Origin of the sequence: Rhodococcus sp. PvP016 (assembly GCF_017832185.1) — a bacterium.
Taxonomy (GTDB): domain Bacteria; phylum Actinomycetota; class Actinomycetes; order Mycobacteriales; family Mycobacteriaceae; genus Rhodococcoides.
In genome coordinates this window covers 1,708,940-1,734,697 of sequence record NZ_JAFIBH010000001.1, presented here as the reverse complement: position 1 = coordinate 1,734,697, position 25,758 = coordinate 1,708,940, and the positions used below count along the sequence as shown (strand labels likewise).

The following is a 25,758-nucleotide window of genomic DNA, read 5'->3' as shown; positions in this document are numbered from 1 at the left end:
CAACGGGTGAACACGGCGGAGGTCGCCACCGACTGCGTCACGGTCGGTTCGACCAGTCGGGAAGCGAAGCATCGTCCACCACGGGGAGATTGACGACGATATTGTCCGGCGTACGTGTGGTCAGCCAGTGCAACGGCTCCGTACGGCTGAGATTGCATTCGATGTGCGGCATGAACGGCGGCACGAAGACCCAGTCGCCCTCGGTCATGTCGATGTACTCCGAGTAGTTCTCGCCGAAGTAGATGCGGGCGTGACCCGAGAGGACGTAGCCACCGGTCTCTGCTTCTCCGTGATGGTGTGCGAGAGAACGATATCCCGGTTGGTTGCTCACCTTTCCGTACCAGATCCTCGTCGCCGGCGTGTGTTGTGGGCTGACGCCCGAGATGCGAACCGCGCCTTCGGTCTGACCGGTCCGGCCGTCTTCTTCACCGGCCCGCGTCACGACAGGAACGACCTGCCCACTCGCGCCGGCGTACATCGAGTTGTCGCCGTCCAGAATGTGTCCAGCGTTGGAGTCGAACTGGGTGGTCATGCTGTTCTCCTTGCTCGAGAGGCCGGCTCGGTGACCCGAACCGTGTTGGTGAGAGTGCCGATGGCCTCGATCTCCGTTTCGAGAACGTCGCCGTCGGCGAGAAACCAGGCGGGCTCGCGCGCCATGCCGATTCCCCCGGGAGTGCCGGTGAGTACGAGATCGCCGGCACGCAGAGTCGTGAACGTCGATATGTAGGAGAGAAGTTCGGCAGAATCGAAAACCAAGGTGTTCGTACTGTCGCGCTGGACCTCGATGCCGTTGACCCGGCAGGTGATCGTGAGACCGCCGGCCGGGTCGATCTCGTCTGCCGTCACTACCACGGGGCCGACCGGAGTGGTCGCGTCCCAGGCTTTTCCTTGGAACCACTGCAGAGTGCGGCGCTGCCAATCTCGCATCGACACGTCGTTCGCGACGGTGTAGCCCAGGATCGCCTCTGCCGCGTCGGCGCGCGACGCGGCTGTCAGCGTTCTGCCGACGACCACGGCGAGTTCTGCTTCCCAGTCGGCGCTGACGTCGCCCGCGATCATCACCTCGTCCGCAGGACCGATGAGGGAGTCGGCGAATTTCGCGAACAACGTCGGATGGATCGGCCGGTCGCGACCGGTCTCGGCAATGTGATCGCTGTAGTTCAGACCACAGCAGATCACCTTGCCGGGTGACGGGAGCGGGAGGACAAGTCTGCCGGTCACCTGTGCGCCTTCGACAATGCCCGAGCTCGGTGGAGACCAGCCTGCGCGAAGCAGCTCGGACAGCGACGGTGCAGGTAGCGCCACCCAGCCGTCTGCGCTCGCAGCCGCCGCAACGGTGTCTCCGCTGTCGAGTTGAAGTGTCGCGAGCCTCATCGAGCATCCTTCCGACGTGATCTTGTGTCGAGTTTTGCACGATCGTCGTGAGTGCGCAATACTTATCGTGAACGAACTCATTCGACGACTCTCGGGAAGGACCACCCATGGCCCACCACACCGTCACTCCGTCCGAACTGCCGACACCCAAAGGGTTTTCACACGGCACATTGGCCGGCAACACGCTCTACCTGGGCGGGCAGACAGCCCTCGACAAGAACATGAACATCGTCCCGGGCGGGATAGTGGAACAGTTTCGCCAGTCGTTCTCGAATGTTCTGACCACGTTGGCAGCAGCAGGTGGGCAGCCCGAGGATCTGGTCGACATCACGATCTTCCTGACCGACATTCCCGACTACCAGGCACACGGTAAGGAGATCGGCCGCGTGTGGCGCGAACTCGCCGGGCCGGTCTACCCGGCAATGGCCGGAATCGGCACCACCGGCCTGTGGCAAGCAGAGGCCATGATCGAAATCACCGGTGTGGCAGTAATTCCCGAAGATCGCCTGATCCGTCCGTAGGACCTCTGGTCACACGTTGTCGACGAAGGTGTGCGCAGGCTTCTCCAGCAGAGCTCGAAGATCTGCGAACAGCGCAGTGGCCCGCTCACCTGGCCAGGGTCGAGGAAGAAGGTGAGCGGGCAGCCCGGGGTCGCGATACGGCAGCCGCCTCCAGGCAGTGAGTACGCGAATGTAGTCCGCGAACGCCTCGCCCGGATCCTGGGCAGGTGACGCCTCGTTCCACCTCTCGCGGAGTTCCTCGAATTGAGTGAAGAACCGAGCGTAGGCGGCACCGAGAGCGTCGAGATCCCACCACTGCGATACTCGTGCTGCCAGCTCGGCGGAGTCCAGGCGCGCACCGACGAACAGGTCCGCATATGCATCGAGCCCGTCCACCGCCAAGGCCCTCGCGCAGTCCGCAGCGAGGTGGGTCGGTGCGATCCACACTCCCGAGGTGACGTTGCCGAATCCGAGGCCTGCCAGGCGAGTCCGCAGCGCATGCCTGTTGTGTCGCTCGCTCTCGGGAACCGAGAACACGACCATGGTCCAGTCTTCGCCGACTGCCGCAGGTCGATCGAATATTCGCCGGTCACCGATGGCCAAGATGTCACGCGCAACCGCTGAGAGCGCGTATCCCGCTGTGGTGTCCCGTTTCTCGGCTACGAGAATCCCGCGCCGCTTGAGCCTCGAGACCGCAGACCGCACGGCAGGCGCGTCCACACCCACCGGCTCGAGAAGACGGATCAAACTGCTGACTCCGACCCATCCACCGAACTCGCGTACGTAGAGCCCGACCACGGTGACGATCAGCGACCGGGGCGGGAGTGATCGATCGGCGAGTTCCCCTGCACCCTCGACAGAGCCCGGATCGCCCATCATGTCGGAGCCGTCGAAATCCACCACCTTTCGATCCAACCACACGGCCGCGCGCACGTCGTGGCTACGCCGAGTGGTCGGCACCTTCGACTCCGTGGGGACCACAGCGCATGATCGACGTCATCGAAACCACAACTGGACGGGTGGGCGACCGTCACCTTCCCGATGGATTCGCAGTGCGTATCGGCCCGACGTTCAAGCATCAGGTAGGCGACGCAGACCTCGGTAGAGCGGTTCGGAAGCACGTCGCAACAAGTCCGGTAGTGCAGATCCGTCATCCGACAGCCACTGTTCGTACGCGGAGATCGCGACGCCGAGCGCGAGCCACCCGGCGGTCCGCGGATAGAGCTCCTCGGGACCGAGACCCTCACGATCGGCCACGAAGTCCGCAATGACTGCCCGCCATCCCTGGTACATGACCATCGAGTACGCCTGTAGGGCCGGCACCTCGAAGATCAAGCGCATCCTGATCCGATGCACGTCACGTTCCTCATCGGGAAAGGAGTTGAACTGCAGTAGTGCAGCCATCACTGCGTCCGGCACCGACATCGAGATCGGCATCTCGTCGAGTAGGCGTCGCAACAGTGCGAGGCTGGCGTCGAAGTCTCCCCAGGGAACAGCATTCTTGGACGGGAAGTAGCGGAAGAAGGTCCGCCGAGCGATCCCGGCGGCCTCGGCGATGTCGTCGATGCTGGTCGCGTCGAACCCGCGCTCCGCGAACAGCGCGATGCCGACGTCGCTGATACCGCCTTTGCTCGCCGCGGGCGGACGTCCCACCGTCCCTGACAGGTCCCGCTCCACCACGTTTCCTCCAATTTCGTCCGATCTGTTTACTTTATGCACTCGATGCCATTACCGTGTGCTGCACGACACCACGTGTCGATCGTGCGACTCGCATCACACCTATGGAGGTTTTCATGTCCGAACAGTCGAACCCCACGTCAGAAGCATCCCAGTCCGAGGAGCCGTTGGTACAGGAGTCGTTGGTGGAGGAAGTCTCCATCGACGGTATGTGCGGCGTCTACTGAGCCGGCTGTGACCGACGTGCTCGCTGCATCGCCTCGAACGGTGAACCTGGACCTGGCGTGGCAGCTCAATCCTCAGGTCGCGTTACGTCCCGAGCCGTTCGGGGCGTTGCTGTATCACTTCGGAACTCGCAAGCTCTCGTTCCTCAAGAACACGGCGATCGTCGAGATCGTTCGCTCGCTGCCCGACCACGCCGACGCGCGTTCGGCGTTGGCGGCGGGGGGTGTGTCAGAGGAGGCGATGCCCCGATACGCCGACGCGCTCGCAGTGCTGGCGCGCTCGAACATGATCATTCCCTCTCCCGTGCAGGAAGGCCCGGCATGACCTCCACCCTCGCCCGCCCCGAGCAACCGGTCGGCCGCCTGGTCGACCAGTTCGAACTCGGCCTCGACGCCCCCATCTGCCTGACCTGGGAACTCACCTACGCCTGCAACCTCTCCTGCGTGCACTGCCTCTCCTCCTCCGGACGGCGCGACCCCCGAGAACTCTCCACCGAGCAGTGCAAGTCGATCATCGACGAACTGCAGAAGATGCAGGTGTTCTACGTCAACATCGGCGGCGGTGAACCGACCGTCCGATCCGACTTCTGGGAGCTCGTCGACTACGCCACCGCCCACCAGGTGGGCGTGAAGTTCTCCACCAACGGCGTCAAGATCGATCAGAAGGTCGCCGCGAGGCTCGCCGCCTCCGACTACGTCGACGTGCAGATCTCCATCGACGGCGCCACCGCCGAGGTCAACGACGCTGTCCGCGGCCCCGGCTCCTTCGACATGGCCGTCCGCGCCCTGAAGAACCTCAAGGACGCCGGGTTCCGGGACGCGAAGATCTCTGTCGTCGTCACTCGGCACAACGTCTCCCAGCTCGACGAGTTCAAAGCCCTCGCCGACGCCTACGACGCCACGCTGCGCATCACCCGCCTGCGTCCGTCCGGTCGCGGCGCGGACGTGTGGGACGACCTTCACCCCACCGCCGCGCAGCAGCGCGAACTCTACGACTGGCTCGTCGCCAACGGCGACGGCGTCCTCACCGGCGATTCCTTCTTCCACCTCTCCGCCTTCGGCGACGCCCTGCCGGGGCTCAACCTGTGCGGCGCAGGACGAGTGGTGTGCCTGATCGACCCGATCGGCGACGTCTACGCCTGCCCCTTCGCCATCCACGACCAGTTCCTCGCCGGCAACATCGTCCGCGACGCCACCCCCGACATGGGCGGCTTCCAAGCCGTCTGGCAGACCTCGGAACTGTTCCAGGAACTGCGCTCACCGCAGACGTCCGGCGCCTGCACGAAGTGCGCGCACTTCGATGCCTGCCGCGGTGGGTGCATGGCCGCGAAGTTCTTCACCGGACTGCCCATGGACGGCCCCGACCCCGAATGCGTGCAGGGCTACGGTGAATCTGCCCTCGCCGCTGATCGCGGCACCGTCCCGAAGTCGAGTGTCGATCACTCCCGCACCGGGAAGCGCTCCACCCCGAAGGCGTCGATTCCGTTGACGCTGCTCACCCGCCGCGACGGCGCACCCGCCCTCGTGGAGGCCGGAGGCCGGCCGGCCTCAAAACTGTGCGACGAGAACCCGCTCGCAGGAATGACTTTCAGCAAGGACGATCAGTGAAGCTACGCGATATCCAAGCCCACAACCCGTGGGCGAGAAACCCGTGGATGGAAAGCGTCGCCGAGATGCAGCGACGAGCCAAGAAGCGGCTTCCCCCGTCGGTGTACTCGGCGTTGATCGCCGGATCCGAACGCGGCAACACCTACGACGACAACATGGCAGCGTTCGGCGAACTCGGCTTCGCACCCCACGTCGCCGGCCACGCGGCCGTCCGTGATCAGTCGACGACGGTGATGGGGCAACACATCTCCATGCCGGTGATCATCTCGCCCACCGGCGTGCAGGCCGTCGATCCCGACGGTGAGGTCGCTGTCGCCCGCGCCGCCGCCGCCCGCGGCACCATCATGGGACTGTCGTCCTTCGCCTCCAAGTCCGTCGAGGACGTCGCCGCGGTCAACTCGCAGACGTTGTTCCAGGTCTACTGGCTCGGCACCCGCGAGGAGATGGTCGCCCGAATGGAACGGGCGAAAGCTGCCGGGGCGGTGGGGATGATCCTCACCCTCGACTGGTCGTTCTCCTACGGCCGCGACTGGGGCAGCCCCGCCATTCCCGAGACGATGAACCTCGCCGCCATGGCGAAGTTCGCGCCCGAGGGCCTGATCCGCCCGGCGTGGCTCTACAAGTTCGCCAAGTCAGGTCGCATCCCGGATCTGACGACGCCGAACATCCTGCCCGCCGGCGCTCCACAACCGCCGACCTTCTTCGGTGCCTACGGCATGTGGCAGCAGACTCCACCGCCGTCCTGGGAGGACATCGCCTGGCTCCGTGCGCAGTGGGACGGCCCGTTCATGCTCAAGGGCATCTCCCGCGTCGACGACGCACGCCGCGCAGTCGACGCCGGTTTCTCGGCGATCTCCGTCTCCAACCACGGCGGCAACAACCTCGACGGCACACCCGCCACCATCCGGATGCTGCCCGCCGTCGCCGAGGCCGTGGGCGACGAGATCGAGGTTCTTCTCGACGGCGGTATCCGCCGCGGCAGCGATGTCGTCAAGGCCGTCGCCCTCGGCGCCCGCGCAGTCATGATCGGCCGCGCCTACCTGTGGGGTCTCGCCGCGAACGGGCAGGCCGGCGTCGAGAACGTCTTCGACGTCTTGCGCATGGGAGTCGACAGCGCCCTGCTCGGCATGGGCAAGAGTTCGATCGCCGATCTGCGCCCCGACGACATCGTCGTGCCCGACGGCTTCGTCAGGGCCCTGGGAGCCGACGTCGATCAGGCTGCGCGCACTCTCTGACATGGCCGAACTCGGGACCGCTCGATGGCCGCACGTCGACGGCGGTCTGGTGGTAGTGCCGGTGGGGTCCGTGGAACAGCACGGACCCCACCTCCCGCTGAACACGGACACCACCATCGCCGAAGCGGTCGCCGACGTCGTGTCGGATGCATGGATCGCCCCTCCCCTCGCCTATGGAGCGAGCGGAGAACACGAGGGCTTCCCCGGCACCGTGTCCCTCGGGCGCACTGCCCTGAGCACGATTCTCGTCGAGTACGGCAGATCCATCTGCCGGTGGGCCGACCGGGTCGTGTTCGTGAACGGACACGGCGGCAACGGATCCGCCCTCGCCGAGGCCGTGGCGCTCCTGCGGTACGAAGGGCGCGACGTGGCCTGGTTCCCGTGCAGCATCCCGGGGGCCGACGCGCATGCGGGACGGACCGAGACGTCGCTGATGCTGCACATCGCACCGGAGCACGTCGAGATCGAGGCTGCGGTCGTCGGTAACACCGACCCCGTCGCCACGCTGATGGAGCACATGACCGTGTCCGGTGTCATGAGCGTGTCCAGCTCCGGTGTTCTCGGCGATCCCAGCGGCGCGACACCGGCAGAGGGTACCGACCTGCTCGCGGGACTCAGACAACGGTTCGTCTCCGCTGTCGAACGATGGACACCCGACGACCTCGGCATCCTTCGGTGACCGGCGTGTTCTGCACAGGGTCAGGTCATCGGTCCGGGCGTGATGGTTGACGTCATCGTCGTCGGCGGGGGCAGCGCGGGCTGCGTCGCCGCTGCCGCATTCGCCGAGGCCGGCGCCTCTGTCCTGATTCTCGAGGCCGGCCACGCCTTCGCGCTCTCGGCCCCCACCGGGTCGTGGCCGTCCGAGCTGACGGACGCCCAGCGCATGCCGATCGGCCCCGGGTCTCGCTACATCGATCCGATCACGGCGCACACGACGCGCACCCATCACTTCGTGACCACCCGGGGCCGCGTTCTCGGCGGATCCGGCGCCGTCAACGGTGGGTACTTCGTGCGCGCACCCCTGTCCGATTTCGACAGCTGGCCACAAGACATGTGGGACAGGGCGACCGTTGCCCGGCACTACGCCGGCATCGAGAACGATCTCGATTTCGGAGCGCGCGACCATCATGGCTCGGACGGTCCGGTGCCGGTGACTCGCTCGGTCACTGCTCCACTCCCACAAGCGTTTCTGCAGGCAGCGGTGGCCTCGGGGTATCAGTACGTCGAGGATCTGAACGGCCCGGATGCCGGCGACGGTATCGGTGCCGTGCCGTCCAACGTGGTGCACGGTCGACGTATCTCCATGGCACAGGCCTACCTGCGACCGGTCGCGGACACGGTGTCCGTTCGCGGACGGTCGCACGTGGCGCGACTGATCGTGCGCGACGAGCGAGTCGTCGGGGTCACGGGCCGGGACGACCAGGGAAACTTCACTGCCTACGCGGATCGGGTGGTACTGGCGGCCGGAGCGGTGCGTACACCGAACCTGCTCCAGCACTCCGGAATCGGCAACGCCGCGCAGCTTCGGCAGATCGGCCTTCCGACGGTTCAGAATCTCCCTGGCGTCGGACTCGGGGTCGCCGACCATCCTGAGATCGTCGTCACGTACCAGCCGGTGACCGGTCCGAGTGCACCGGATGCAGGTACACCCCTGCAGGCCGTCCTGGAGGTCGGACCCCTCGAGATCCGTCCGTACACGTCCTCGTTCGATCGCATGATCCCCGGGCTTCCCCCGATGCTGCCGACCATAGGCGTCGCACACATGACCCCCGAAGCACGAGGGGGCGTCACCGTCGTGTCGGACGACCCGTTCTCCGCGCCCGCGGTCGACCACAACTATGCAGCGACGGAGGCGGACCACGAAGCGCTGCGAACCGGAGTCCGGGTGGCGATGGACATCCTGGCGTCTCCGATGCTGGCAGCGGCGGTGGCAGAGGTATTCCCTCCCGAGATGTCCCGCGCCGAGATGTCGCTGGGTGGGTCGTTGCACACCATGGGCAGCGCGCGCATGGGCGCCGACGACGATCCCCTCGCCGTTCTGGATTCCGTCGGCCGGGTGCGAGGGATGACGGGCCTGTCGGTCGTCGACGCATCGATGTTCCCGTCCCCGGTGTCACGCGGCCCCCACGCCACCGTCGTGATGGCCGCGCATCGCGCCTGCGCAGCGCAGATCGCCGAGATCTGAACGATGCTGGATCCATTGCGCCCGCCAGGTCGCGGCCAGTAATAAAGGCCACTTATTATCGTCAGACTCGCCGCGACCAGCTCGAAACTGCTGTAAGTTCACGATAGACGCGAGCGCTACAGACGTATACACAGTAATGAATACCCTCATCAGCACCACGCTAAGGGTCTATCGAAGTGAGGAAGAGCATGAAGCGACCGGCCGAGGCCCATCGAGGTCACCCGACGTGTGCGAGTACGAACCATTCCGCTCGTAGGTCATCGACGGTCGCCGAGGCGTCCCGAGACTTCGTCAGCTCGCCGTCCGACCAGTCCGGGCCCGTGGCATGACCTCGCGAGCACCGGAGCAGCCCAGCGATCTGATCGCCTCCTGGCTCGGCGACCTCGAACGAGCGGTGTCGCAGCGCGATGCCCAGTCTCTGGCGGACCTGTTCGTCGCGGACTCGTACTGGCGGGACATGGTCGCCTTCACCTGGGACCTGTGCTGCGCGGCGGGTGACGAGACCATCGCCGAGCAGATGCTGAGCGAGTCGGATCGAGTGGGACCGACCCGCTGGCGCATCGCCGAGTCCATGTCCGCGCCTCGTCGAGTGGTCCGCGGAGGCAGGGACGTGACCGAGGCGTTCATCGAGTTCGATACGAGCATCGGTGGAGGAACGGGCGTGGTCCGATTGGTGCAGGACGATCGCGACGGGCGCTTCCGCTGCTGGACGCTTCTCACGCGCCTGCGCACCCTCACGGGACACGTCTCCGAGCCGTGGCCGGCTGGGTTGGGCTACGAACCGAGCCCCGAGGCATGGTCGTGGCAGGCGCATCGGGACCTGGAGAGTTCGTACATCGACCGTGAGCCCGAGGTCTTGGTGGTCGGCGGCGGTCACTCCGGGGTCTTCACGGCCGCATACCTCGAAAATCTCGGCGTCGACGCCCTGGTCGTCGACCGCCATCCGCGAGTGGGCGACAACTGGCGTACCCGGTACGACGCGTTGGCGCTGCACAACCCCACTCTGATGGTGGAGTTCCCGTTTCTGCCGTTCCCGAGGTCGTTCCCCGAGTTTCTCCCGAAGGACAAGCTCGCCAACTGGTTCGAGTCCTATGTCGACGCCATGGAGATCAATTACTGGACGTCGACCGATTTCCGGAGTGCCGAGTACGACGCCTCGTCACAGACCTGGAAGGTCGACGTCGAGCGCGATGGCGTTCGTCGGCAGCTCCGCCCACGGCACATCGTCATGGCGACGGGCGGAGTGGGCGGCGCCGCCAACATTCCTCGACTCGAAGGTATCGACTCGTTTCGCGGCGAGGTCTTCCACACCAAGGACTTCCACTCTGCACTGGGCTACGAAGGCAAGAACGTGCTGGTCGTCGGAACAGGCTCGAGTGGCCACGACGCTGCGAAATACATGACCCAGATGGGGGCGCACGTCACGATGTTGCAGCGCAACCCCACCTCGATCGTGAGCCTCGAGAGCGCCGACATGTCCTACCTGCAGTACATGGACGGAACACCACTGTACGAAGGCGACATGCTCTCCTCTGCCGGATTCGTGCGGCCTCTGATGATCCCCAACTTCCAGGCGCTCACCCGCAGGACGAACGAGAACGATCGTGAGCTCCTCGACAACCTCCGACGTGCCGGAATGGAGATCGACGACGGATGGGAGGGCACGGGGTGGTTCTGGAAGTTCTTCGAGCGATCGGGGGGCTACTACCTCAACACCGGTTGCTCGGAGATGATCATCTCGGGCCAGGTGAAGATGCTGCAGACTCGAGACGTCGAGACGTTCACTCCCGACGGAGTTCGGCGGCACGACGGACACGAGCTGCCGTTCGACACTGTCGTTCTGGCAACAGGTTACGAGAATCTGCAGGGCGAAGTCCGTCGATTCTTCGGCAACGAGGTGGCCGATGAGCTGGGTCCGATCGGCGGGTTCGACGAGGACGGAGAGCTGCGCAACGTCTGGCGGCCCACGAAGCAACCCGGTCTGTGGTTCATGACCAGTGGGTTCGCGGGAGGTCGCAATCACGGCGAGCTCGTCGCCCTCCAGATCAAGGCGAATCTCCTGGGCATCGCTCGACGACCCGCTCGGGTCGAGTCTCTGACAGAGGTGTCGTAGCACCGCGTTTCGGACGAGGTGACCCGACAGCGACCAGTGCCGTCGAGAGTCCAGTAGTTCCTGGACTCTCGACGGCACTGTCGAACTACCGAGGCGCGACCACGGTGTTCACCGTCCGGGGCAGCTCACCGGCCGACCGCGATGAGCAGGTTGCGCCCCTCCGATGGCCGTGCCGTGAATTCGGTTCCGATCGATTCTCCGAGTTCGAGAGTCGCCGCAATCGAATCGTCCTCGGACACGGCAAGAATGCGGGAGCCGTCGCCGAGCCGGCCCACGACGAACGATGCCGCGCCGCCCTCCTTGCGGGGCACCACGGTGTAGGTCTCCAGCACTGCCGCAGTGGTGCCGTCGAGCGTGGCCACAGCAACCCGCTCGACCGAGTCGAGCTCGGCCTGAATCGCAGCGTCGGACGTGACGCGGAACGCCCGCGGCACAGTCGAGTAGATCCCCACCGAGTACTTGCTCAACGTCCCGCCGTTGGCGCCGACGAACACCGGTCCATCGGCACCCGAGCGAACGGCATTCATCGCTTCGGCGATCGCATGCATCGCGTAGTTGTTTCCCGCCCCACCGAAGAAGGGCAGCCCTCCCGTCAGCGTCAGCCCTCTGGGGTCCTCCGGAGCAAGTCCGAGCCCGTCGCACACGCTCAGCACGGCAATGGGAAAGCAGCTGTACAGGTCGAAGTGCGCGACGTCGTCCACAGCCAGACCCGCCCGCTGCAGAGCGATCTCCGACGCCCGCACCGCCGCCGGGCTCCGCGAGAGGTCCGGCCTGTCCAGCAGGTCGAGTTCGCGAAGGTCACACGATCCGTGAAGATAGACCCGGCGGTCCTCAGGAATTCCTGCGGCATCGGCCGCGCCGACGGAGGTCATGACCACGGCAGCGCCCTGATTCACCTGATCTCGGGCCACCATGTATCGGGGGTAGGGGTCGGCGATGAGTCGGTTCTTCTCGGAGACGGTCGCGAGCTCGCCGGCCGTCCTCTCGATCGGCGCAGCAGCGAAGGGGTTACGCGCTGCCACAGACGTGAACGGCGCGAAAAGCCGACCCATCTGATCTGCGTATGCGCCGACATCCGCACCGATTCGATGTCGTCGCGCGTGCTCGAGCAACGCGTATTGAGGCGGTGCGCCCACCAACCCGTGCCGCATCTCGTACTCGTTCATCAGACCTTCGAGACCGTATCCTCGGTCCTCGAGATCGCCCTCCACCACTTCATCGAAATCGGGCGAGTCGTCCCTCCCGGCGAACGCCCGCGTGGTGGAGATCGCCTCGGAACCGAAGAGGAGGACTGTCTGTGCACGTCCGGCAGAAATCTCTCTGGCGAACTCGTTCACGAGGTGCTGCGGTCCCTGCCCTCCCACCACCTCGAGTACCGCCCGCTTCGGGGACGCACCGAGGCGATACGCCACCGAACGCGGGAAGTTGTTCGAGCGTCCGAGAGGGGCCGTGCCGAAGTCGGACGAGATCTCGAACTGACGAACCCCTGCCACCGTGTCCACTGCGGACGCCTCCAGACCCGCATCCGCGAGGGCCCTCTTCGACGCCTCGGCCGCGAGCTCGACGGCCGACCACCGGTGGTAGTCACCGTGATCGAGCGGATCGGATACCTGTCCGCATCCGACGAGAACGGGGGTACTGGGGTCCAGATGAAGTCGATCCACTGTTCCTCGATCCTGTTCGACGTGCGAGTGTGCTGTCATCGACCGGACCAGCGAGGCTCACGCTTCTCGGCGAAGGCGCGCATCCCTTCGCCGGAGTCCTCGCTCGTGGACAGAACGCGACCCTCTCGGCGGGTGCGGGCCCAGTCGTCGCGCTCCGCTGGAACGGTGTGGTCGTCGATTCCCATCGCGATCCTCTTCGTCGCTCGAACGGAGAGTGGCGCATTCGCGTTGATGACCTCCGCCAGATCGAGTGCGGTGTTCATGAGTTCGCCCGCTGGAGCCAGCGCGTTCACCAATCCGAGCTCGTACGCCCGCGCGGCCGAGATCGGTCGACCAGTGAACATCGCTTCCATGGCGATTTTCGTCGGTATCTGCCTGGGCAGCCGGAATGCTCCGCCGGCCCCAGCGAACACACCACGCTTGACCTCCGGAAGGCCGAAGGTAGCTGTGTCCAGCGCAACGACCAGGTCGCTCGCGAGGGCGATCTCCGTGCCGCCCCCGAGCGCGAACCCGTTGACCGCGGCGATCGTCGGCTTGCTGATCGCGTGCTGCACGTAGCCGGCGAAACCCCAGCGTGCCAGCCGGTCGTCATCGATGCTGAACTCGCCCGCCGCCGCCGCTTTCAGATCCGCGCCGGCACAGAAGGCCTTGTCTCCTGCCCCGGTCAGAATGACCGTCCGCACGCTGGACGTCTCCTCTGCGAACTCCATCGCCTCCCCGACCCCGATGGAGAGGTCGAAGTTGACCGCGTTGCGCACGGCCGGTCTGTTCATCGTGACGATGAGCGTGTGTCCTTGCTGCTCCACGAGCACGCAACCGTTGCCCGCGACATCTATCGTCTGGTTCATTCACGTCGTCCGTTCTGTTCGAGGAATGCAGGTCGTCGGGTCAGGAGGTCGCCGAGACTTCCCCCGCGCCGCTTCGCTTTGCGAGGAACCCGTCGAGGAGTGTCGAGCCGACCGCAATGATCCCGAAGACGAAACAGAGGGCGTAGCTGACGCCGTAGCCTCGGTCGTCCGAGAACGGGAAAGCATTCGTGTGCGCTGCGAGGATCGCGGCTATGGCCGCGCTTCCGGTCGCGGAACCCAGGCCGTAGACGAGGGAGTTCACGCCCTGCGCCATCCCGGCCCGGTCAGGAGACACTGTCCGGGCCACCTGTAGGTACATTCCCGTGTTCGCTCCCGCTATCCCGAAGCCGACGACTGCCGAGGCAAGGTACATCTGCCACTTCTCCGTATGGGCAAGCGTCAGGAACAGATACGCCACCGAGGTCAACACGGATCCGACCAGCAATACGAATCGAGGGCCTCGTCGAGCAGCGATCCGGCCCACCAGCAGCCCGCCGATCAACACGCACACCGCATCGGGCACGAGGAACGAGCCGGACTGAAGGATGCTGGCCGAAAATCCGAACCCGGCCACCTCGCGAGGCAACGAGGCATAGCCGACGAAGAGCAGGAAGAGCGCGCCACACGTCGCGCCGATCATGAAGCCGGCAATGTTGGGAAGGACGAAGAACGGATTCGAGAAGAGCCTCACGTCGACGGTCGGTTCGGGGTGGCGTAACTCCCATACCGCCCAGACCGGGAGGGCGACGGCTGCGATCACGAACAGCCCGAGCGTCATCGGGCTCGACCACCCCCACGTGCTTCCCATACTGAGCGGAAGGAGCATCCCCACGCAGAAGCACGAGAACATCGCAGCACCGACGAGATCCAACCGACCCCCCGTGTGCTCGCCGCTGGCGCCGGGCAAGGTCGTCAGTAGTGCGATCACCGCGAGAGTCGCGAGTCCGAGCATGACCCAGAACGTGACGCTCCAGTCGTAGTCCTGCAGCAGGCCGCCCAGGATGAATCCCACTCCGACGCCGACACCTTGACCGGCCACGACGATCCCGAGTGCTGATCTGACAGCCTTCGGCTCGAGGTGATTGCGCAAGATTCCCACCACCGCGGGCAGAGTGCCGATGACGAATCCCTGCAGTGCACGCCCGCAGAGGAACATGGGCAAGCTCGTCGAGACAGCACACAGCAGCGTGCCCACACACAGCAGACCGAATGCAGCCACGAGGACCTTGCGATACCCGAACGTGTCACCGAGTCTGCCCATGACTGGAGTGGTCACGCCTCCCATCAGCGGTGAGATGATGGCGATCCACGCAGTGGCCGCGCCCGAGGCGCCGAAGGACTCGGACATCTTCGGGATCAGTGGTATGGCCGCAGTGGCACTGACTGCGACGAGAGCCTCACTGAAGGCAAGGGTGACGATCATCGCGATGACGGATCGAGGCAGGCCGGTGGGTGCAGACGATCGCGCACCACGTTCGCCGGCATCCGATGTGCGACCGTTGCGCGATCGGTCTCGAAAAGTGGTGTCGTCCAAAGCCATGGTCGTTCTCCTGAGGCAGTGCGCGAGACCGCGCGAGAGGGGCCCGCAGTGGAGCGACGTTCGGACGGCTCGGTCGGCAGAGTGCCGCTGTGATCCACGTCGCACCGGGGCGCTTCACGGTGACACACACGAGCAGCCTTCGTCTATTGCCCAATTCTTCATGCGAGCGTTGCGCTTTCGGCAACGCCGGAGGTGAAGATCGGGACCGTGTCAGAGGGAGTCGGGTCCACTGCACCAGCGCGTGCGAGCGGCCTCCACGAGACTGTCGACCAACCGGTCACCTGCGGCTGCCGACGTTCGCCACACCAGGCCGACCGAGAAGTGGATCGACGGCTCATCCAATGGCCGGAGCGCGAATGCAGCATCGTCGAAGACGCGGCTGGTGCCGCCCATCGCAGGATCGAGACTGAGGGTGAGATCGTCGGACCGTCGCACGTGGTTGGCGATGCTCATCATGTCGGTGTCGTCGAGGTGTCGAACAGCACCCACCTCGCGACGTAGTCGCTCGGACAAGCCGTTGACAGCCGCGGGTTGGGAGCGCGCCGACGCGATCGCCACGGTCCTGTCGCGGAGGTCGGCCAGCGCGACGCGCTCCTCGGCCGTCAGGGGGTCGTCGGACTTCATGGCCACCCAGAACGACAACCGTGCCGTCTCGAGCACCGATATCTCCGGAATGTCCACCGGGAGATAGACCATGGCGATGTCGAGCTCCCCTTGCTCCACCGATGACACCAGCTGAGCCGAGGGGTGTGAGACCACGTCGACGACGCGAGGCGCGGCCACGCCCTGCGCCAGCTCGAGAAACTCGTCGAAATATGTCGGCGGAAGATGGAAGGAACCGCCGACTCGGACGACCCGCGCACGATCAGGCGCCGTCGACTGCGCGATCAGTGCCATGTCCGCGATGTCGGCAAGGACTGCTCGCGCTCTCGGGGCCAGCGCGACGCCCGCCGGCGTCAGCACGATCTCGTGGTGTTTGCGTACGAAGAGATCCACTCCCAGCTCCCGCTCCAGCTCCTTGACCGCCCGGCTGACGGGCGAGGGCGTGAGGTGGAGACGCGCCGCCGCGTTGCCGAAATGTAGCTCCCGCGCAACGGCATCGAAGCAGCGCAGATGGTGGACGTCCATGCGGGAAGTCTGCACCAACGTTGCGCATTCGAGCACGTTTACGTGCGAAAGATGGCGCTGGCCATCGCCCCAGCGACGACTCAGGGTGAAGGGCGTCACACTTTTCCGACAGCAGGAGCATGAATGCCGAGATCGTCGACCGTCAGCGATTCACCTCTGGACGGGGTTCGAATACTCGACATGTGCGCAGGTGCAGGCGCCTCGGCTTCGCGGTTCCTCGGTGAGTTGGGTGCAGACGTCATTCAGGTGCGGGACCTTTCCGCACCGCGAGACCACGCGTCCCCCGACGGACCATCGGCCTCGTTCGTTCGCGACACCGGCAAGAGGTCCATTGCGCTCGATCTGACGGACGAGGCCGACCAGAAGGCGTTCTGGAGACTCGCCGGGACCTGCCAGATCATTGTCGAGGACTCTCGACCGGCCCTTCATCACACGCTGGCCGTCTCCCCTTCCGCACTTCGCGATCGCGTCCCGCAGGCAGTGGTGGCGTCGATCACGGGATTCGGCCAGACGGGTCCCTATCGCGACTGGATCGCTACCGACGCAGTACTGAACGCCATGTCGAGCGAGCTCTCGAGATCCGGCCTTCCGGGAAAGCAGCCACTGTTGCCGCCCTCGCCCATCGCCGTCGAGTCAGCGGCGTCCCAGGCTGCATGGGCGGTTCTCGTGGCCTATCTCAGTAGTGTCCAGACAGGCACCGGGGGCCACGTGGATGTGTCCCTCTTCGAGACCCTGGTTCAGACAATGGATCCCGGCTGGGGAATGGGTGGATCTGCAACCGGCGGTGTCCCCGCCGCGGACGGCCCGCGCGACCGTCCCGATGCCCGCCACCTGTACCCGGTGTTCGCCTGCGCAGACGGCTTCGTGCGCATCTGCATGCTGGCACCACGTCAATGGATGGGCATGTTCGACTGGCTCGGCAGACCCGTCGAGCTCAGCGACCCGGAGCTGATGTCTCTGCCGCAGCGCTTCGCCGCGGCACCGATCATCTATCCCGCGATCCAACACTTGTTCGCCACTCTCCACCGTGCGGAGATCGTGATCGCAGCACAGTCCTACGGCGTTCCGGTGGCCGCAATCTTCGACCCGAGTGAAGTCCTCGCGTGCGACCATTTCGACGAACGCGGCGCATTCGTGCGCATCATGACGCCCTTCGGGGAGGCCGTGGTCCCGAACGGGGCGGTAGTCATCGACGGAGAGCGCGCCGGCGTCCGGCGTCCGGCACCGGGTCTCGACGAGCACCACGACGAGATCTCGGCGGAGGCGGACGCGCTCTGCGAACTCGCCGAGATCGAAGCCGTTCGGGCTCCGATCTCCGCGGTGGCACCGACCAGGCGTCACCCCCTCTCCGACCTTCGTGTGCTCGATCTGGGTGTCATCGTGATGGGCGCCGAGCTGGGACGGCTCTTCGCTGATCTGGGCGCTGACGTCATCAAGGTGGAGAACAGCGCGTTCCCGGACGGAGGACGTCAAAACCCGGGACCAGAACCGATTTCAGCAGGATTCGCCTGGGGTCATCGCAACAAGCGGAGCCTCGGCCTGAACCTGCGCTCCCCCGAGGGACTGCGGTTGTTCAAGGAGCTCGCGCTGAAGTCCGATGTGATCCTCTCGAACTTCAAACCCGGAACCATGGAGTCGCTCGGACTGGGGTGGGACGTCCTCCGCGATCTCAACCCGCGATTGATCGTCGCCGACAGTTCCGCGTACGGCCAGACGGGTCCGTGGAGCAGACGGATGGGATACGGCCCCCTCGTCCGGTCCGAGACCGGACTCACGTCTCTGTGGCGCTACCCCGAATCCGGTGACGGCTTCAGCGATGCCTCGACGATCTACCCCGACCACACCGCGGCTCGTGTCGCGGCGAGTGCCGTGCTGGCACTCCTGTTGCGACGGATGCGAGAGGGACGAGGAGGAACCGTCAGCGTCGCTCAAGCGGAGGTGATCCTGAATCACCTGGGGCCGGCGTTCGCGGTCGAATCGATGCGTCCGGGCTCTCTCACCGCGGCAGGAAACCAGCTCCGGGGCGACGCACCACGTGGGGTGTTCCCGTGCCTGGGCGACGACGAGTGGGTCGTCGTCGACGTGGCCGGAACCGACGCGTTCCGCCGGTTGAGCACTGTCATCGGAATCCCTCTGTCAGCGAGCGATCCTCGGTTCGCGACCGCTGCCGACCGCGACGCGAACCGTGATCACATCACCGAGGTGGTCGCCGCCTGGACCCGGACCCGGACGCCTCGGGAGGCAGCACATCTTCTCCAATCCGCCGGCATCGCAGCCGGAATGATGCTCAGAGTTCCCGAACTGCTTCACGACCAACATCTGACCGAGCGTGACTTCTTCCGGTCGATGCACCATCCGTTGCTGTCGCAGGCGTTACCCGCCGAGAACCTCCCTGCCCTCTTCACCGCGGTGGCCGACGCCCCGCAGCGGCCCGCGCCACTCGCCGGCGAGCACTCGTACGAGTTACTCGGTTCCGTGCTGGGGCTCGACCGTTCGACGATCGACGACCTCGTGTCACGAGGCGTCGTGGAGACGACACCGCAGCACTCGGCGTTCTCGCACGATCAACTCATCTCCAGTTCGCACACGCACGACGAGAGGCTCGACCCTTCATGACCACGACACTTCAGCCCCGCGAGCAGACCGTTGCCGACCTGCGACCGCTGTTCGACGCTCAGCGCTCGGCGCACCTACGCGAGGGACCGCCGTCGATCGAGGTGCGCAAGGACCGGCTCAACCGGCTACTGGCTGCGGTCCTCGGCGCCTCCGACGATCTCGCAGAGGCCATGTCGGCCGATTTCGGTCATCGCCCCCTCGCGTTCAGCCTGAGCGCAGACGTCGTGGGCGCTGTCGATCACATCGCCCACCTGAAGGACAGTCTCGAGAACTGGATGACGCCGGTCGTGGTCGCGGGATCGGCGGAAGCCGGGATTCCCACCGAGATCGATGCGGTGCCGCTGGGGGTCGTGGGTGTCGTCGGCCCGTGGAACTTCCCCGTCAGCCTCGTGGTTCATCCTGCGGCCGAGGCCATTGCGGCCGGAAACCGCGTCATGATCAAGTTCTCCGACGGCGGTCCCCGTGCGGGTGCGGTGCTGTCGGCGGCGGTGTCCCGGTACTTCGATCCCTCCGAGCTCGTGGTCGTCACCGGCGGCCTGGACGTCGCAGCAGCCTTCTCGTCCCTTCCCTTCGGTCATCTCTTCTTCACCGGCTCGCCTGCGGTCGGCACGATCGTGCAGCGGGCAGCCGCCGAGAACCTGACACCTGTCACTCTCGAACTCGGAGGCAAGAATCCTGCCGTCGTCGCAGAGGACGCGGACATCGAGGAAGCCGCCCGACGCATCGCCGGATCTCGGATGTCGAATGGCGGCCAGGTCTGCCTGTGCCCCGACTACGTCTTCGTGCAGGCGAGTCGAGTAGACGAGCTGGTGGCTGCGCTGACGTCGAGTCTCATCGCCCTTCACCCGCACTACTCCACCGACACCGCCGTCACCTCCATCGTCGACGACCGCAACTTTCGACGGGTGACCGGTCTGATTGCCGACGCCGTCGCGAAGGGGGCACGGGCCGTCGAGGCCGTACCGGAGGACGAGCGCGCGCTGCTTCCCGACCCCGACACTCGTCGAATCGCACCGACCATCCTGCTCGACGTCACCGACGAGATGGATGTGGCGGGCGAGGAAGTCTTCGGCCCCGTCCTGACCGTCATGCCCTACTCGTCCATGGATGAGGTCATCGAGTACATCGCAACGCGACCGTCGCCGCTCGTCGCCTACTGGTACGGCGACAACAGCCCATCCTTCCGACAGTTCAGAAGCCGGACCATATCCGGCGGTATCAGCCTCAACGACTTCGCCGTACACGCCATGCTCCCGGACATCCCCTTCGGCGGAGTCGGACGAAGCGGAATGGGGAGTTACCACGGAAAGGCCGGCTTCGACACGTTCAGCCACCACCGTGCTGTCGCGTCGTCCGAGATTCCCGGCGGTGTCGTCGGCATGATCGGACCACCCTCCATGACGGCGGAAGCGGCAGCTGACATCCGCGGTCGCATCGCGCACGCGCATTCCGAGGTGCTACGAGAGATCGGCCGATGAGCTGTCTGAAGACCGACGCTGCACTCAGTTTCGACACCGTCTCGGATTTTCGGATCCACGAAGTCGAACTCAGCCTCCCGCAAGGTGACGAGATTCTCGTCGAGATGAAAGCCGTCGGCATCTGCCACACCGACCTCGTGGCTCGCGCGATGAGCCCGGCGGGCACCCCGGCCGTCCTCGGTCACGAAGGAGCCGGTGTAGTGGCGGCGGTGGGGGCGGATGTGCACGACGTCGCCGTCGGTGACTGCGTGTTGATCAGTTTCGCGTCATGCGGTCTCTGCGACTCCTGCGCAGCAGGCAGCCCCGCCTATTGCACGAGATTCGCCGAGGCCAACGTCTCCGGACGGCGATTGGACGGAAGCGCGACCCTGCGACACGGCGCAGAGGTGGTGTTCGGGTCGTTCTTCGGACAATCGAGTTTCGCCCGGCATGCCGTCACGGCACGCCGAAACGCTGTCGTCGTCGCGCCGGGTTCGGACTTGGTGGAGATGGCATCGTTCGGATGCGGCGTCCAGACGGGTGCCGGCGCGATCCTCGACATCCTTCGACCCGACCCGACCTCACGCGTCATCGTGTACGGCCTGGGAGGCGTTGGTATGGCGGCCGTCATGGCCGCCTCGTATCTCGGCGCCCGACAGATCGTCGGCGTCGACATGTCGCCTTCACGACTGGAAACTGCGCTGGAGGTCGGCGCGACCCACGTCCTCGACGGCGGTGATCCCGAGATCGCGAACGCTGTCGACGAGCTGACGGACGGCGGACCGACCCACGCCTTCGACACGACGGGAAACCCCGCGGTCATCCGCGGCGCAGCCCGGTCGCTACGCCGAGGAGGCACACTCGTCGTCGTCGGGACCGGGCCGGCCGATGTCAGCGTGGACGTGCAGGATCTCATCGCCGGTGGAAAGACTGTGCGTGGCTGCATCGAAGGCGATGCCGACCCACAAGTGATGATTCCCAGGCTGGTTCGCCTTCATCAGGAAGGCCACCTACCGATGCACCACATCGTGCACCGCTTCGATTTCGGTGACATCAACGACGCGGTATCGAGCGCCGTGAGCGGGGCGTCGATCAAGCCGGTGCTGACGTTCTCGACGGGGCAGTGACGACGCGTGCAGTCGTCTACGCCCCATTTCCACATCCCGAAAGCTTCTGATCACCAACGTGAAAGACAGGTCGGATGAATCACGAACCAACTCTCGACATTGCAATCGTAGGTGCAGGATTCGCCGGCCTGTACATGCTCCACAAAGCGCGTGAACAGGGACTGAACGCCAAGGTCTTCGAACGTGGCGACGGTGTCGGCGGCACGTGGTATTGGAACAGGTATCCCGGCGCGAGGTGCGATGTCGAAAGTTTCTACTATTCCTATTCTTTCTCTCCCGAGTTGGATCAGGAATGGAACTGGACCGAGCGCTACCCCACCCAACCCGAGATCCTCGCCTACCTGAACCATGTCGCAGACCGCTTCGATCTGCGCGACGACATCTGCCTCGGATCCGAGATCGTCTCAGCACGGTACGACGACAACTCGACGTCGTGGAATCTGACCTCGGCCCGGGGCGACGAATTCACTAGCACGTTCTTCGTGATGGCGTCGGGCAACCTGTCGGCCGCCCAGATCCCTGATTTCCCCGGACTGACCGACTTCACAGGCGAGACGTACCACACGGGGAACTGGCCGGAAAATGATGTCGACTTCCGAGGAAAATCTGTCGCGATCATCGGCACCGGCTCTTCCGGAATACAGGTCATACCCGAGATCGCTCGCCAGGCCGAGCACGTCACAGTTCTCCAGCGGACCCCGTCGTTCAGCATGCCCGCTCGCAACACTCCGTTGACCGACGACGAGATATCCGATGTCAAGGCAAATTACGCCTCCCTTCGAGTGGCCAGCAGGAACTCGGCAGCCGGAGCCCCCTATCCTCCGAGCACGGACAGCGCGTTCGACGTGAGCGACGAGGAGAGAACTGCTCGGTACGAGCAGTACTGGTCGATGGGTGGCGCCCGAATAATGAACGCGTTCGGGGACCTGATGACGTCACCGAAAGCCAATGACACGGTAGCGGAATTCGTTCGCGGCAAGATCGCGGAGTCGGTGGCGGACAAAGATCGAGCAAAGATTCTCACACCGGAAGGGTTTGCGCTGGGCTCGAAGAGAGTGTGCGTCGACACCGACTATTACGCGACATTCAACCGGGACAACGTCGACATCATCGACGTGTCTTCCGCACCGATCGAAAGAATCACTGCTGACGGTATCGCGACGGCTGGAGACCGGATCGAGGTCGACGCCATCGTTTTTGCCACTGGGTACGACGCAATGACCGGCGCACTTCTTGCCGTGGACATACGCGGACAGGGCGGCACGTCCCTCCGGGATCAGTGGAGCGACGGTCCCAAGACGTATCTGGGAGTGGCCGTCAGCGGATTCCCGAACATGTTCATCATCACCGGTCCGCAGAGCCCGTCGGTGCTCGGCAACGTGGTCGTGTCGATCGAACAGCACGTGGAATTCATCGCGGACCACATCACGTTCATGAAAGACAAGGGATACCGAATTTCTCATCCGGACTTCGACGCCCAGGAAGAGTGGGTACGTCATGTCGCAGAGGTCGGCGAGACGACACTCTTCTCGACAGGCTCATCGTGGTACGTCGGCGCGAACATACCGGGAAAGCCCCGAGTGTTCATGCCCTACATCGGTGGTGTCGGCAACTTCAGGGCCATGTGCGACGAGATTGCCGCAGAGGGCTACCGAGGATTTGTGTTCTCCTGACGCAGGGCGCTGGCACCGTGCCAGCACTCGTTCGACCGGCGTACTACCGCCGGCTCATCTCGGAGGTAAGTCGACGATGGCGTGTTGCTTGTTCGTCATGACCCTTTTCACCTCACTGAAGACGCGCATGATCCGCAAGGGACAACCGTCGTTCAACGACATCGTGATCGACGCCGAGCGTCGTCGCGCACGGAAAGCGTCCGAAGCCTGAGAAGAAGCACCCAGCCGGACAACTCGGTCCGAGCTGATTCGAGCCGACGAGGAGTCGAAGCCCGTGAACAGAAGAACGCGACGGCGAACGGCTGGACCGCTGAGACTTGCAGTCGGCGCTCTGGGCGGTCTGGCCACCATCGCTGCGCCGAAGCTCAGGAGCGTGGACAGCCCCGAGAGACAGGCGACCGAGACCGGGATCTATCCCTCGTCGATCACCATCCCTCACCGAGATCACCGCACCGGACCGTTGACGAAGGCGCGTCAACGCCGAACGTTCATCATCCTGGGATCTGTCGAGGCGGCTGGATTGGCGCTGAACGTCTTCGGACGCAGCAAGCGCGCCAGGGCAGTGGGACTGGGGCTGATGGCACCGGGCGGCGGCCAGGCCTACACCCGAAAGCCGGTGAAAGCGCTGCTGTCAGCTCTCACCAGCGCGACCGGACTGATCGTGTGGATCGGAAGCGGGAACATGCTGATGACGCCGCTCGTGTGGCTGGGTAGTGCGGCGTCGGCGGGCAAGGACGCGGGCGGGTCCGCGAGGGTCTCGGACGCAGCTCGGGTGGTGGTCCCCTTGCTGGTGGTCGGCAGTACCGCGTGGTTGGTCGGCCGCATCCGAGAGGATTTCGTCAAGCAGCAGGCCGTCGCCGAGGAGACGAACAAGTACCTCGAAACCTTCACTCCCCCACTCCGCGGTGACGACCGGCCCGAGCCGTACGTGGCCGACGAACTGACTCTCGATGAGCTGCTGCTCGCTCGCACTGTTCTCGATGTCGCATTGCAGGATGACGGTGACTGGTCGAACTACGACATCCTCGAGCAGTTTCAGCCTTCTGCGGTCCGCTATCAGCTCAATTATCTCGGCTGGGCACTGTCGATGCTGCAGTACAGCCGAATGCCGGCCTTCCACGGTTACCTGAGCGAAGCGCAACGCAAGCTGATCCAGAAGTTCCAGCAACGCAAGGTGTGGAGCTACTGGTGGCTCGAGAACCTCTGGGGAAATCTGGAGAACAATCCGGACCCCGTCCGCAAACAGAACATCATGCTGACAGGATTTTTCGGCCTGCAGATCGCAACATATCAATCCGCGACCGGCGACATGCGCTACACCGAGCCCGGAGCAGTGAAGTTTCGGTGGAACGACGAGAACTCGTTCGACTATTCCCTCACCACCATCTGCGATGCGATCGTGGACGACATCTCCAGGTCACCGTGGTCGATGATCGCGTGCGAACCGAACTGGGTCTATCCCTACTGCAACGGCACCGGTGCCAACACCTTCCGCATTCACGACCGGATGTCGGGCACGGGGTATTGGGACCGCATCAAGTACGGCTTCACCAAGTCGATGGACGTCGAGTTCCATCGGCCTGACGGAACCTCGCACATGTTCAAGTCCACGCGTACGGGGTACGGCAACGGCGCAATGCCGTTCAACAGTACCGAGATGCGACCACTGACGCCCGAACTCGCCGACCGCGGTTGGGCACTCACCCGCGCGGGCGTATCGACTTTCGACGAGAACGGGGACCCGACCGGCACGGTGTTCAAAGACCTACCGAGCGGATTCGACCCCGGCAACGCCGGCAGCGGAAAAGTTCTCCAGTACGGCGGCATCATCGACGCCGCGCGTGAGGCCGGTGACGAGAAGCTGGCGCAGGCCGCGTGGGACGAATTGTTCGAGACGACGAGGGTCACCAGAGATCACGGCCGGCTGACCTTCGAAGGGGCCTCGCTCCAAGCTACTGCGTTCGTGGCAAAAAGCGCGTTCAACAGGAAGGGCGGTTGGCTCGACCTGATCGAACGTGGATTGCCGGATTCTTGGCTGCACGGGCCTGTCCTCGACGCGGTTGCCTATGCCGACGCGATGGTGGCTCGGGCGGAGACCGACGGGACAAATCTCGACTTGGTCCTCTACCCGGTCTCCGGCGAGGCGACCACCGACCTGACGCTCGCTCGGCTGACTCCCCATTCGCGGTATGTGGTCGACGCCGGTGGCCGGACATCGAACTTCGTGGCGGATGCGGACGGTTCCGCAACGGTCGCAGTGGAACTCGCAGGACGGACAGCGGTCTCGATCAGTCCTGCCTCAGCCCGGTCGACCGAACCGGCTTCCACGACATCACTGTCCCGCCCGGTCTCCGCGAGCACCTGACCCGCGGATTCACCAGAAACAGGAGAACACAGCTATGACCTCATCGAACGTGGACCCGACGCCGTCACCACTCGCACGCGTGCTGGGTGCGGTGAGAACGGTGGATTCCACCGCAGGTGTGATCGTCGACAACTGGATCAGCGTCCCCGCCTGGTACGTGTTGATCAAGGCGATCGGACTCACTCCCGGCAAGCCTCTCCATCGCCTGGCACAACGAGAATTCCACGCGAGCAGGTGATGTCGGGGCGCTCATGATGGAGTTGCCTCCCAACCCACGCCAACGAAAGTGTGTGTATGTCAGCACCATCCGAGCGGCCCCGGTCGGCACCCCGACGTGGACAGACCGAACCCACGCTGCTGAGGGTCGGCCTTCTGGCCCTGGCTGAACTCGTCGCTGCATTCATCGTGGCTCGCGGGTTGATCT

Annotated in this window: 23 protein-coding genes; 14 read left to right on the top strand and 9 right to left on the bottom strand. The window is 64.8% G+C overall.

Going from position 1 to position 25,758, the window contains the following annotated elements; translation table 11 throughout:
* Nucleotides 1-37: 37 nt before the first annotated feature.
* Together JOE30_RS07960 and JOE30_RS07955 are read right to left on the bottom strand one after the other, a co-directional pair.
* Nucleotides 38-478 (bottom strand): cupin domain-containing protein, encoded by a 441-nt coding sequence (locus tag JOE30_RS07960; RefSeq protein ID WP_204870156.1) that lies wholly within the window; start codon nucleotides 476-478, stop codon nucleotides 38-40.
* A 50-nt stretch (nucleotides 479-528) separates the two neighbouring features.
* Nucleotides 529-1,221, bottom strand: coding sequence for a fumarylacetoacetate hydrolase family protein (locus JOE30_RS07955; protein WP_307806103.1), 693 nt, complete (start codon nucleotides 1,219-1,221; stop codon nucleotides 529-531).
* A gap of 260 nt (nucleotides 1,222-1,481) precedes the next feature.
* Between JOE30_RS07955 and JOE30_RS07950 the strand changes: the two genes are divergently transcribed.
* Nucleotides 1,482-1,895: a RidA family protein gene (locus JOE30_RS07950; RefSeq protein ID WP_204865910.1), complete on the top strand. Its 414-nt coding sequence runs from the start codon at nucleotides 1,482-1,484 to the stop codon at nucleotides 1,893-1,895.
* 9 nt (nucleotides 1,896-1,904) lie between these two features.
* Here the strand turns inward: JOE30_RS07950 and JOE30_RS07945 are convergent, their stop codons facing one another.
* Nucleotides 1,905-2,834, bottom strand: coding sequence for a PaaX family transcriptional regulator C-terminal domain-containing protein (locus tag JOE30_RS07945; protein WP_307806102.1), 930 nt, complete (start codon nucleotides 2,832-2,834; stop codon nucleotides 1,905-1,907).
* A 111-nt stretch (nucleotides 2,835-2,945) separates the two neighbouring features.
* Nucleotides 2,946-3,554 carry a mycofactocin system transcriptional regulator gene (mftR, locus tag JOE30_RS07940; RefSeq protein ID WP_204865908.1) on the bottom strand — a complete coding sequence of 203 codons (609 nt, stop codon included), beginning with the start codon at nucleotides 3,552-3,554 and terminating at the stop codon, nucleotides 2,946-2,948.
* 113 nt (nucleotides 3,555-3,667) lie between these two features.
* On the opposite strand from mftR, the gene mftA reads away from it, so the two are divergent.
* The 7 genes from mftA (at nucleotide 3,668) to JOE30_RS07905 (ending at nucleotide 10,916) form a co-directional block, all read left to right on the top strand.
* Entirely contained in the window at nucleotides 3,668-3,778 is a 111-nt protein-coding gene (gene mftA / locus JOE30_RS07935; protein ID WP_204865907.1) for a mycofactocin precursor MftA, read from the top strand.
* Between the two features lie 7 nt (nucleotides 3,779-3,785).
* Nucleotides 3,786-4,100: a mycofactocin biosynthesis chaperone MftB gene (gene mftB, locus JOE30_RS07930; protein WP_307806101.1), complete on the top strand. Its 315-nt coding sequence runs from the start codon at nucleotides 3,786-3,788 to the stop codon at nucleotides 4,098-4,100.
* A complete protein-coding gene (mftC, locus tag JOE30_RS07925) occupies nucleotides 4,097-5,383 on the top strand; it encodes a mycofactocin radical SAM maturase (RefSeq protein ID WP_204865906.1) in 1,287 nt (428 codons plus the stop codon). The genes mftB and mftC overlap by 4 nt, the downstream gene beginning before the upstream one ends.
* Before the next feature lie 47 nt (nucleotides 5,384-5,430).
* Nucleotides 5,431-6,618 (top strand): pre-mycofactocin synthase MftD, encoded by a 1,188-nt coding sequence (mftD, locus tag JOE30_RS07920; protein WP_204865905.1) that lies wholly within the window; start codon nucleotides 5,431-5,433, stop codon nucleotides 6,616-6,618.
* Nucleotide 6,619: 1 nt separating this feature from the next.
* Nucleotides 6,620-7,297 (top strand): mycofactocin biosynthesis peptidyl-dipeptidase MftE, encoded by a 678-nt coding sequence (gene mftE / locus JOE30_RS07915; RefSeq protein WP_204865904.1) that lies wholly within the window; start codon nucleotides 6,620-6,622, stop codon nucleotides 7,295-7,297.
* 42 nt (nucleotides 7,298-7,339) lie between these two features.
* On the top strand, nucleotides 7,340-8,803 hold the full coding sequence (gene mftG, locus JOE30_RS07910; protein ID WP_239532523.1) for a mycofactocin system GMC family oxidoreductase MftG: 1,464 nt from the start codon (nucleotides 7,340-7,342) through the stop codon (nucleotides 8,801-8,803).
* A 325-nt stretch (nucleotides 8,804-9,128) separates the two neighbouring features.
* A complete protein-coding gene (locus tag JOE30_RS07905; RefSeq protein ID WP_204865902.1) occupies nucleotides 9,129-10,916 on the top strand; it encodes an NAD(P)/FAD-dependent oxidoreductase in 1,788 nt (595 codons plus the stop codon).
* Between the two features lie 125 nt (nucleotides 10,917-11,041).
* Here the strand turns inward: JOE30_RS07905 and JOE30_RS07900 are convergent, their stop codons facing one another.
* The 4 genes from JOE30_RS07900 to JOE30_RS07885 form a co-directional block, all read right to left on the bottom strand.
* Nucleotides 11,042-12,580 (bottom strand): acetyl-CoA acetyltransferase, encoded by a 1,539-nt coding sequence (locus JOE30_RS07900; protein WP_307806100.1) that lies wholly within the window; start codon nucleotides 12,578-12,580, stop codon nucleotides 11,042-11,044.
* A 35-nt stretch (nucleotides 12,581-12,615) separates the two neighbouring features.
* Nucleotides 12,616-13,428 carry an enoyl-CoA hydratase-related protein gene (locus JOE30_RS07895; RefSeq protein ID WP_204865900.1) on the bottom strand — a complete coding sequence of 271 codons (813 nt, stop codon included), beginning with the start codon at nucleotides 13,426-13,428 and terminating at the stop codon, nucleotides 12,616-12,618.
* A gap of 40 nt (nucleotides 13,429-13,468) precedes the next feature.
* Entirely contained in the window at nucleotides 13,469-14,968 is a 1,500-nt protein-coding gene (locus JOE30_RS07890; protein ID WP_204865898.1) for an MFS transporter, read from the bottom strand.
* Nucleotides 14,969-15,178: 210 nt separating this feature from the next.
* Nucleotides 15,179-16,096 carry a LysR family transcriptional regulator gene (locus JOE30_RS07885; RefSeq protein ID WP_204865896.1) on the bottom strand — a complete coding sequence of 306 codons (918 nt, stop codon included), beginning with the start codon at nucleotides 16,094-16,096 and terminating at the stop codon, nucleotides 15,179-15,181.
* Nucleotides 16,097-16,219: 123 nt separating this feature from the next.
* Here JOE30_RS07885 and JOE30_RS07880 point away from each other — a divergent pair, with 123 nt between their 5' ends.
* The 4 genes from JOE30_RS07880 to JOE30_RS07865 all read left to right on the top strand — a co-directional run bounded on the left by JOE30_RS07880 (nucleotide 16,220) and on the right by JOE30_RS07865 (nucleotide 22,969).
* On the top strand, nucleotides 16,220-18,712 hold the full coding sequence (locus JOE30_RS07880) for a CaiB/BaiF CoA-transferase family protein (protein ID WP_275581291.1): 2,493 nt from the start codon (nucleotides 16,220-16,222) through the stop codon (nucleotides 18,710-18,712).
* Nucleotides 18,709-20,190 carry an aldehyde dehydrogenase family protein gene (locus JOE30_RS07875; protein ID WP_239532313.1) on the top strand — a complete coding sequence of 494 codons (1,482 nt, stop codon included), beginning with the start codon at nucleotides 18,709-18,711 and terminating at the stop codon, nucleotides 20,188-20,190. The genes JOE30_RS07880 and JOE30_RS07875 overlap by 4 nt, the downstream gene beginning before the upstream one ends.
* On the top strand, nucleotides 20,187-21,296 hold the full coding sequence (locus JOE30_RS07870; RefSeq protein WP_239532312.1) for an NAD(P)-dependent alcohol dehydrogenase: 1,110 nt from the start codon (nucleotides 20,187-20,189) through the stop codon (nucleotides 21,294-21,296). Before JOE30_RS07875 ends, JOE30_RS07870 begins: the two co-directional genes overlap by 4 nt.
* A 74-nt stretch (nucleotides 21,297-21,370) precedes the next feature.
* Nucleotides 21,371-22,969: an NAD(P)/FAD-dependent oxidoreductase gene (locus tag JOE30_RS07865; protein ID WP_204865894.1), complete on the top strand. Its 1,599-nt coding sequence runs from the start codon at nucleotides 21,371-21,373 to the stop codon at nucleotides 22,967-22,969.
* Nucleotides 22,970-23,569: 600 nt separating this feature from the next.
* Here JOE30_RS07865 and JOE30_RS07860 read toward each other — a convergent pair.
* The gene (locus tag JOE30_RS07860; RefSeq protein WP_204865893.1) at nucleotides 23,570-23,812 is read right to left on the bottom strand and encodes a hypothetical protein; all 243 of its coding nucleotides are present in this window, start codon (nucleotides 23,810-23,812) and stop codon (nucleotides 23,570-23,572) included.
* 85 nt (nucleotides 23,813-23,897) lie between these two features.
* On the opposite strand from JOE30_RS07860, the gene JOE30_RS07855 reads away from it, so the two are divergent.
* Both JOE30_RS07855 and JOE30_RS07850 read left to right on the top strand, forming a co-directional pair.
* The gene (locus JOE30_RS07855) at nucleotides 23,898-25,334 is read left to right on the top strand and encodes a hypothetical protein (RefSeq protein ID WP_204865892.1); all 1,437 of its coding nucleotides are present in this window, start codon (nucleotides 23,898-23,900) and stop codon (nucleotides 25,332-25,334) included.
* Nucleotides 25,335-25,368: 34 nt separating this feature from the next.
* The gene (locus tag JOE30_RS07850) at nucleotides 25,369-25,572 is read left to right on the top strand and encodes a hypothetical protein (RefSeq protein ID WP_204865891.1); all 204 of its coding nucleotides are present in this window, start codon (nucleotides 25,369-25,371) and stop codon (nucleotides 25,570-25,572) included.
* Nucleotides 25,573-25,758: the final 186 nt, after the last annotated feature.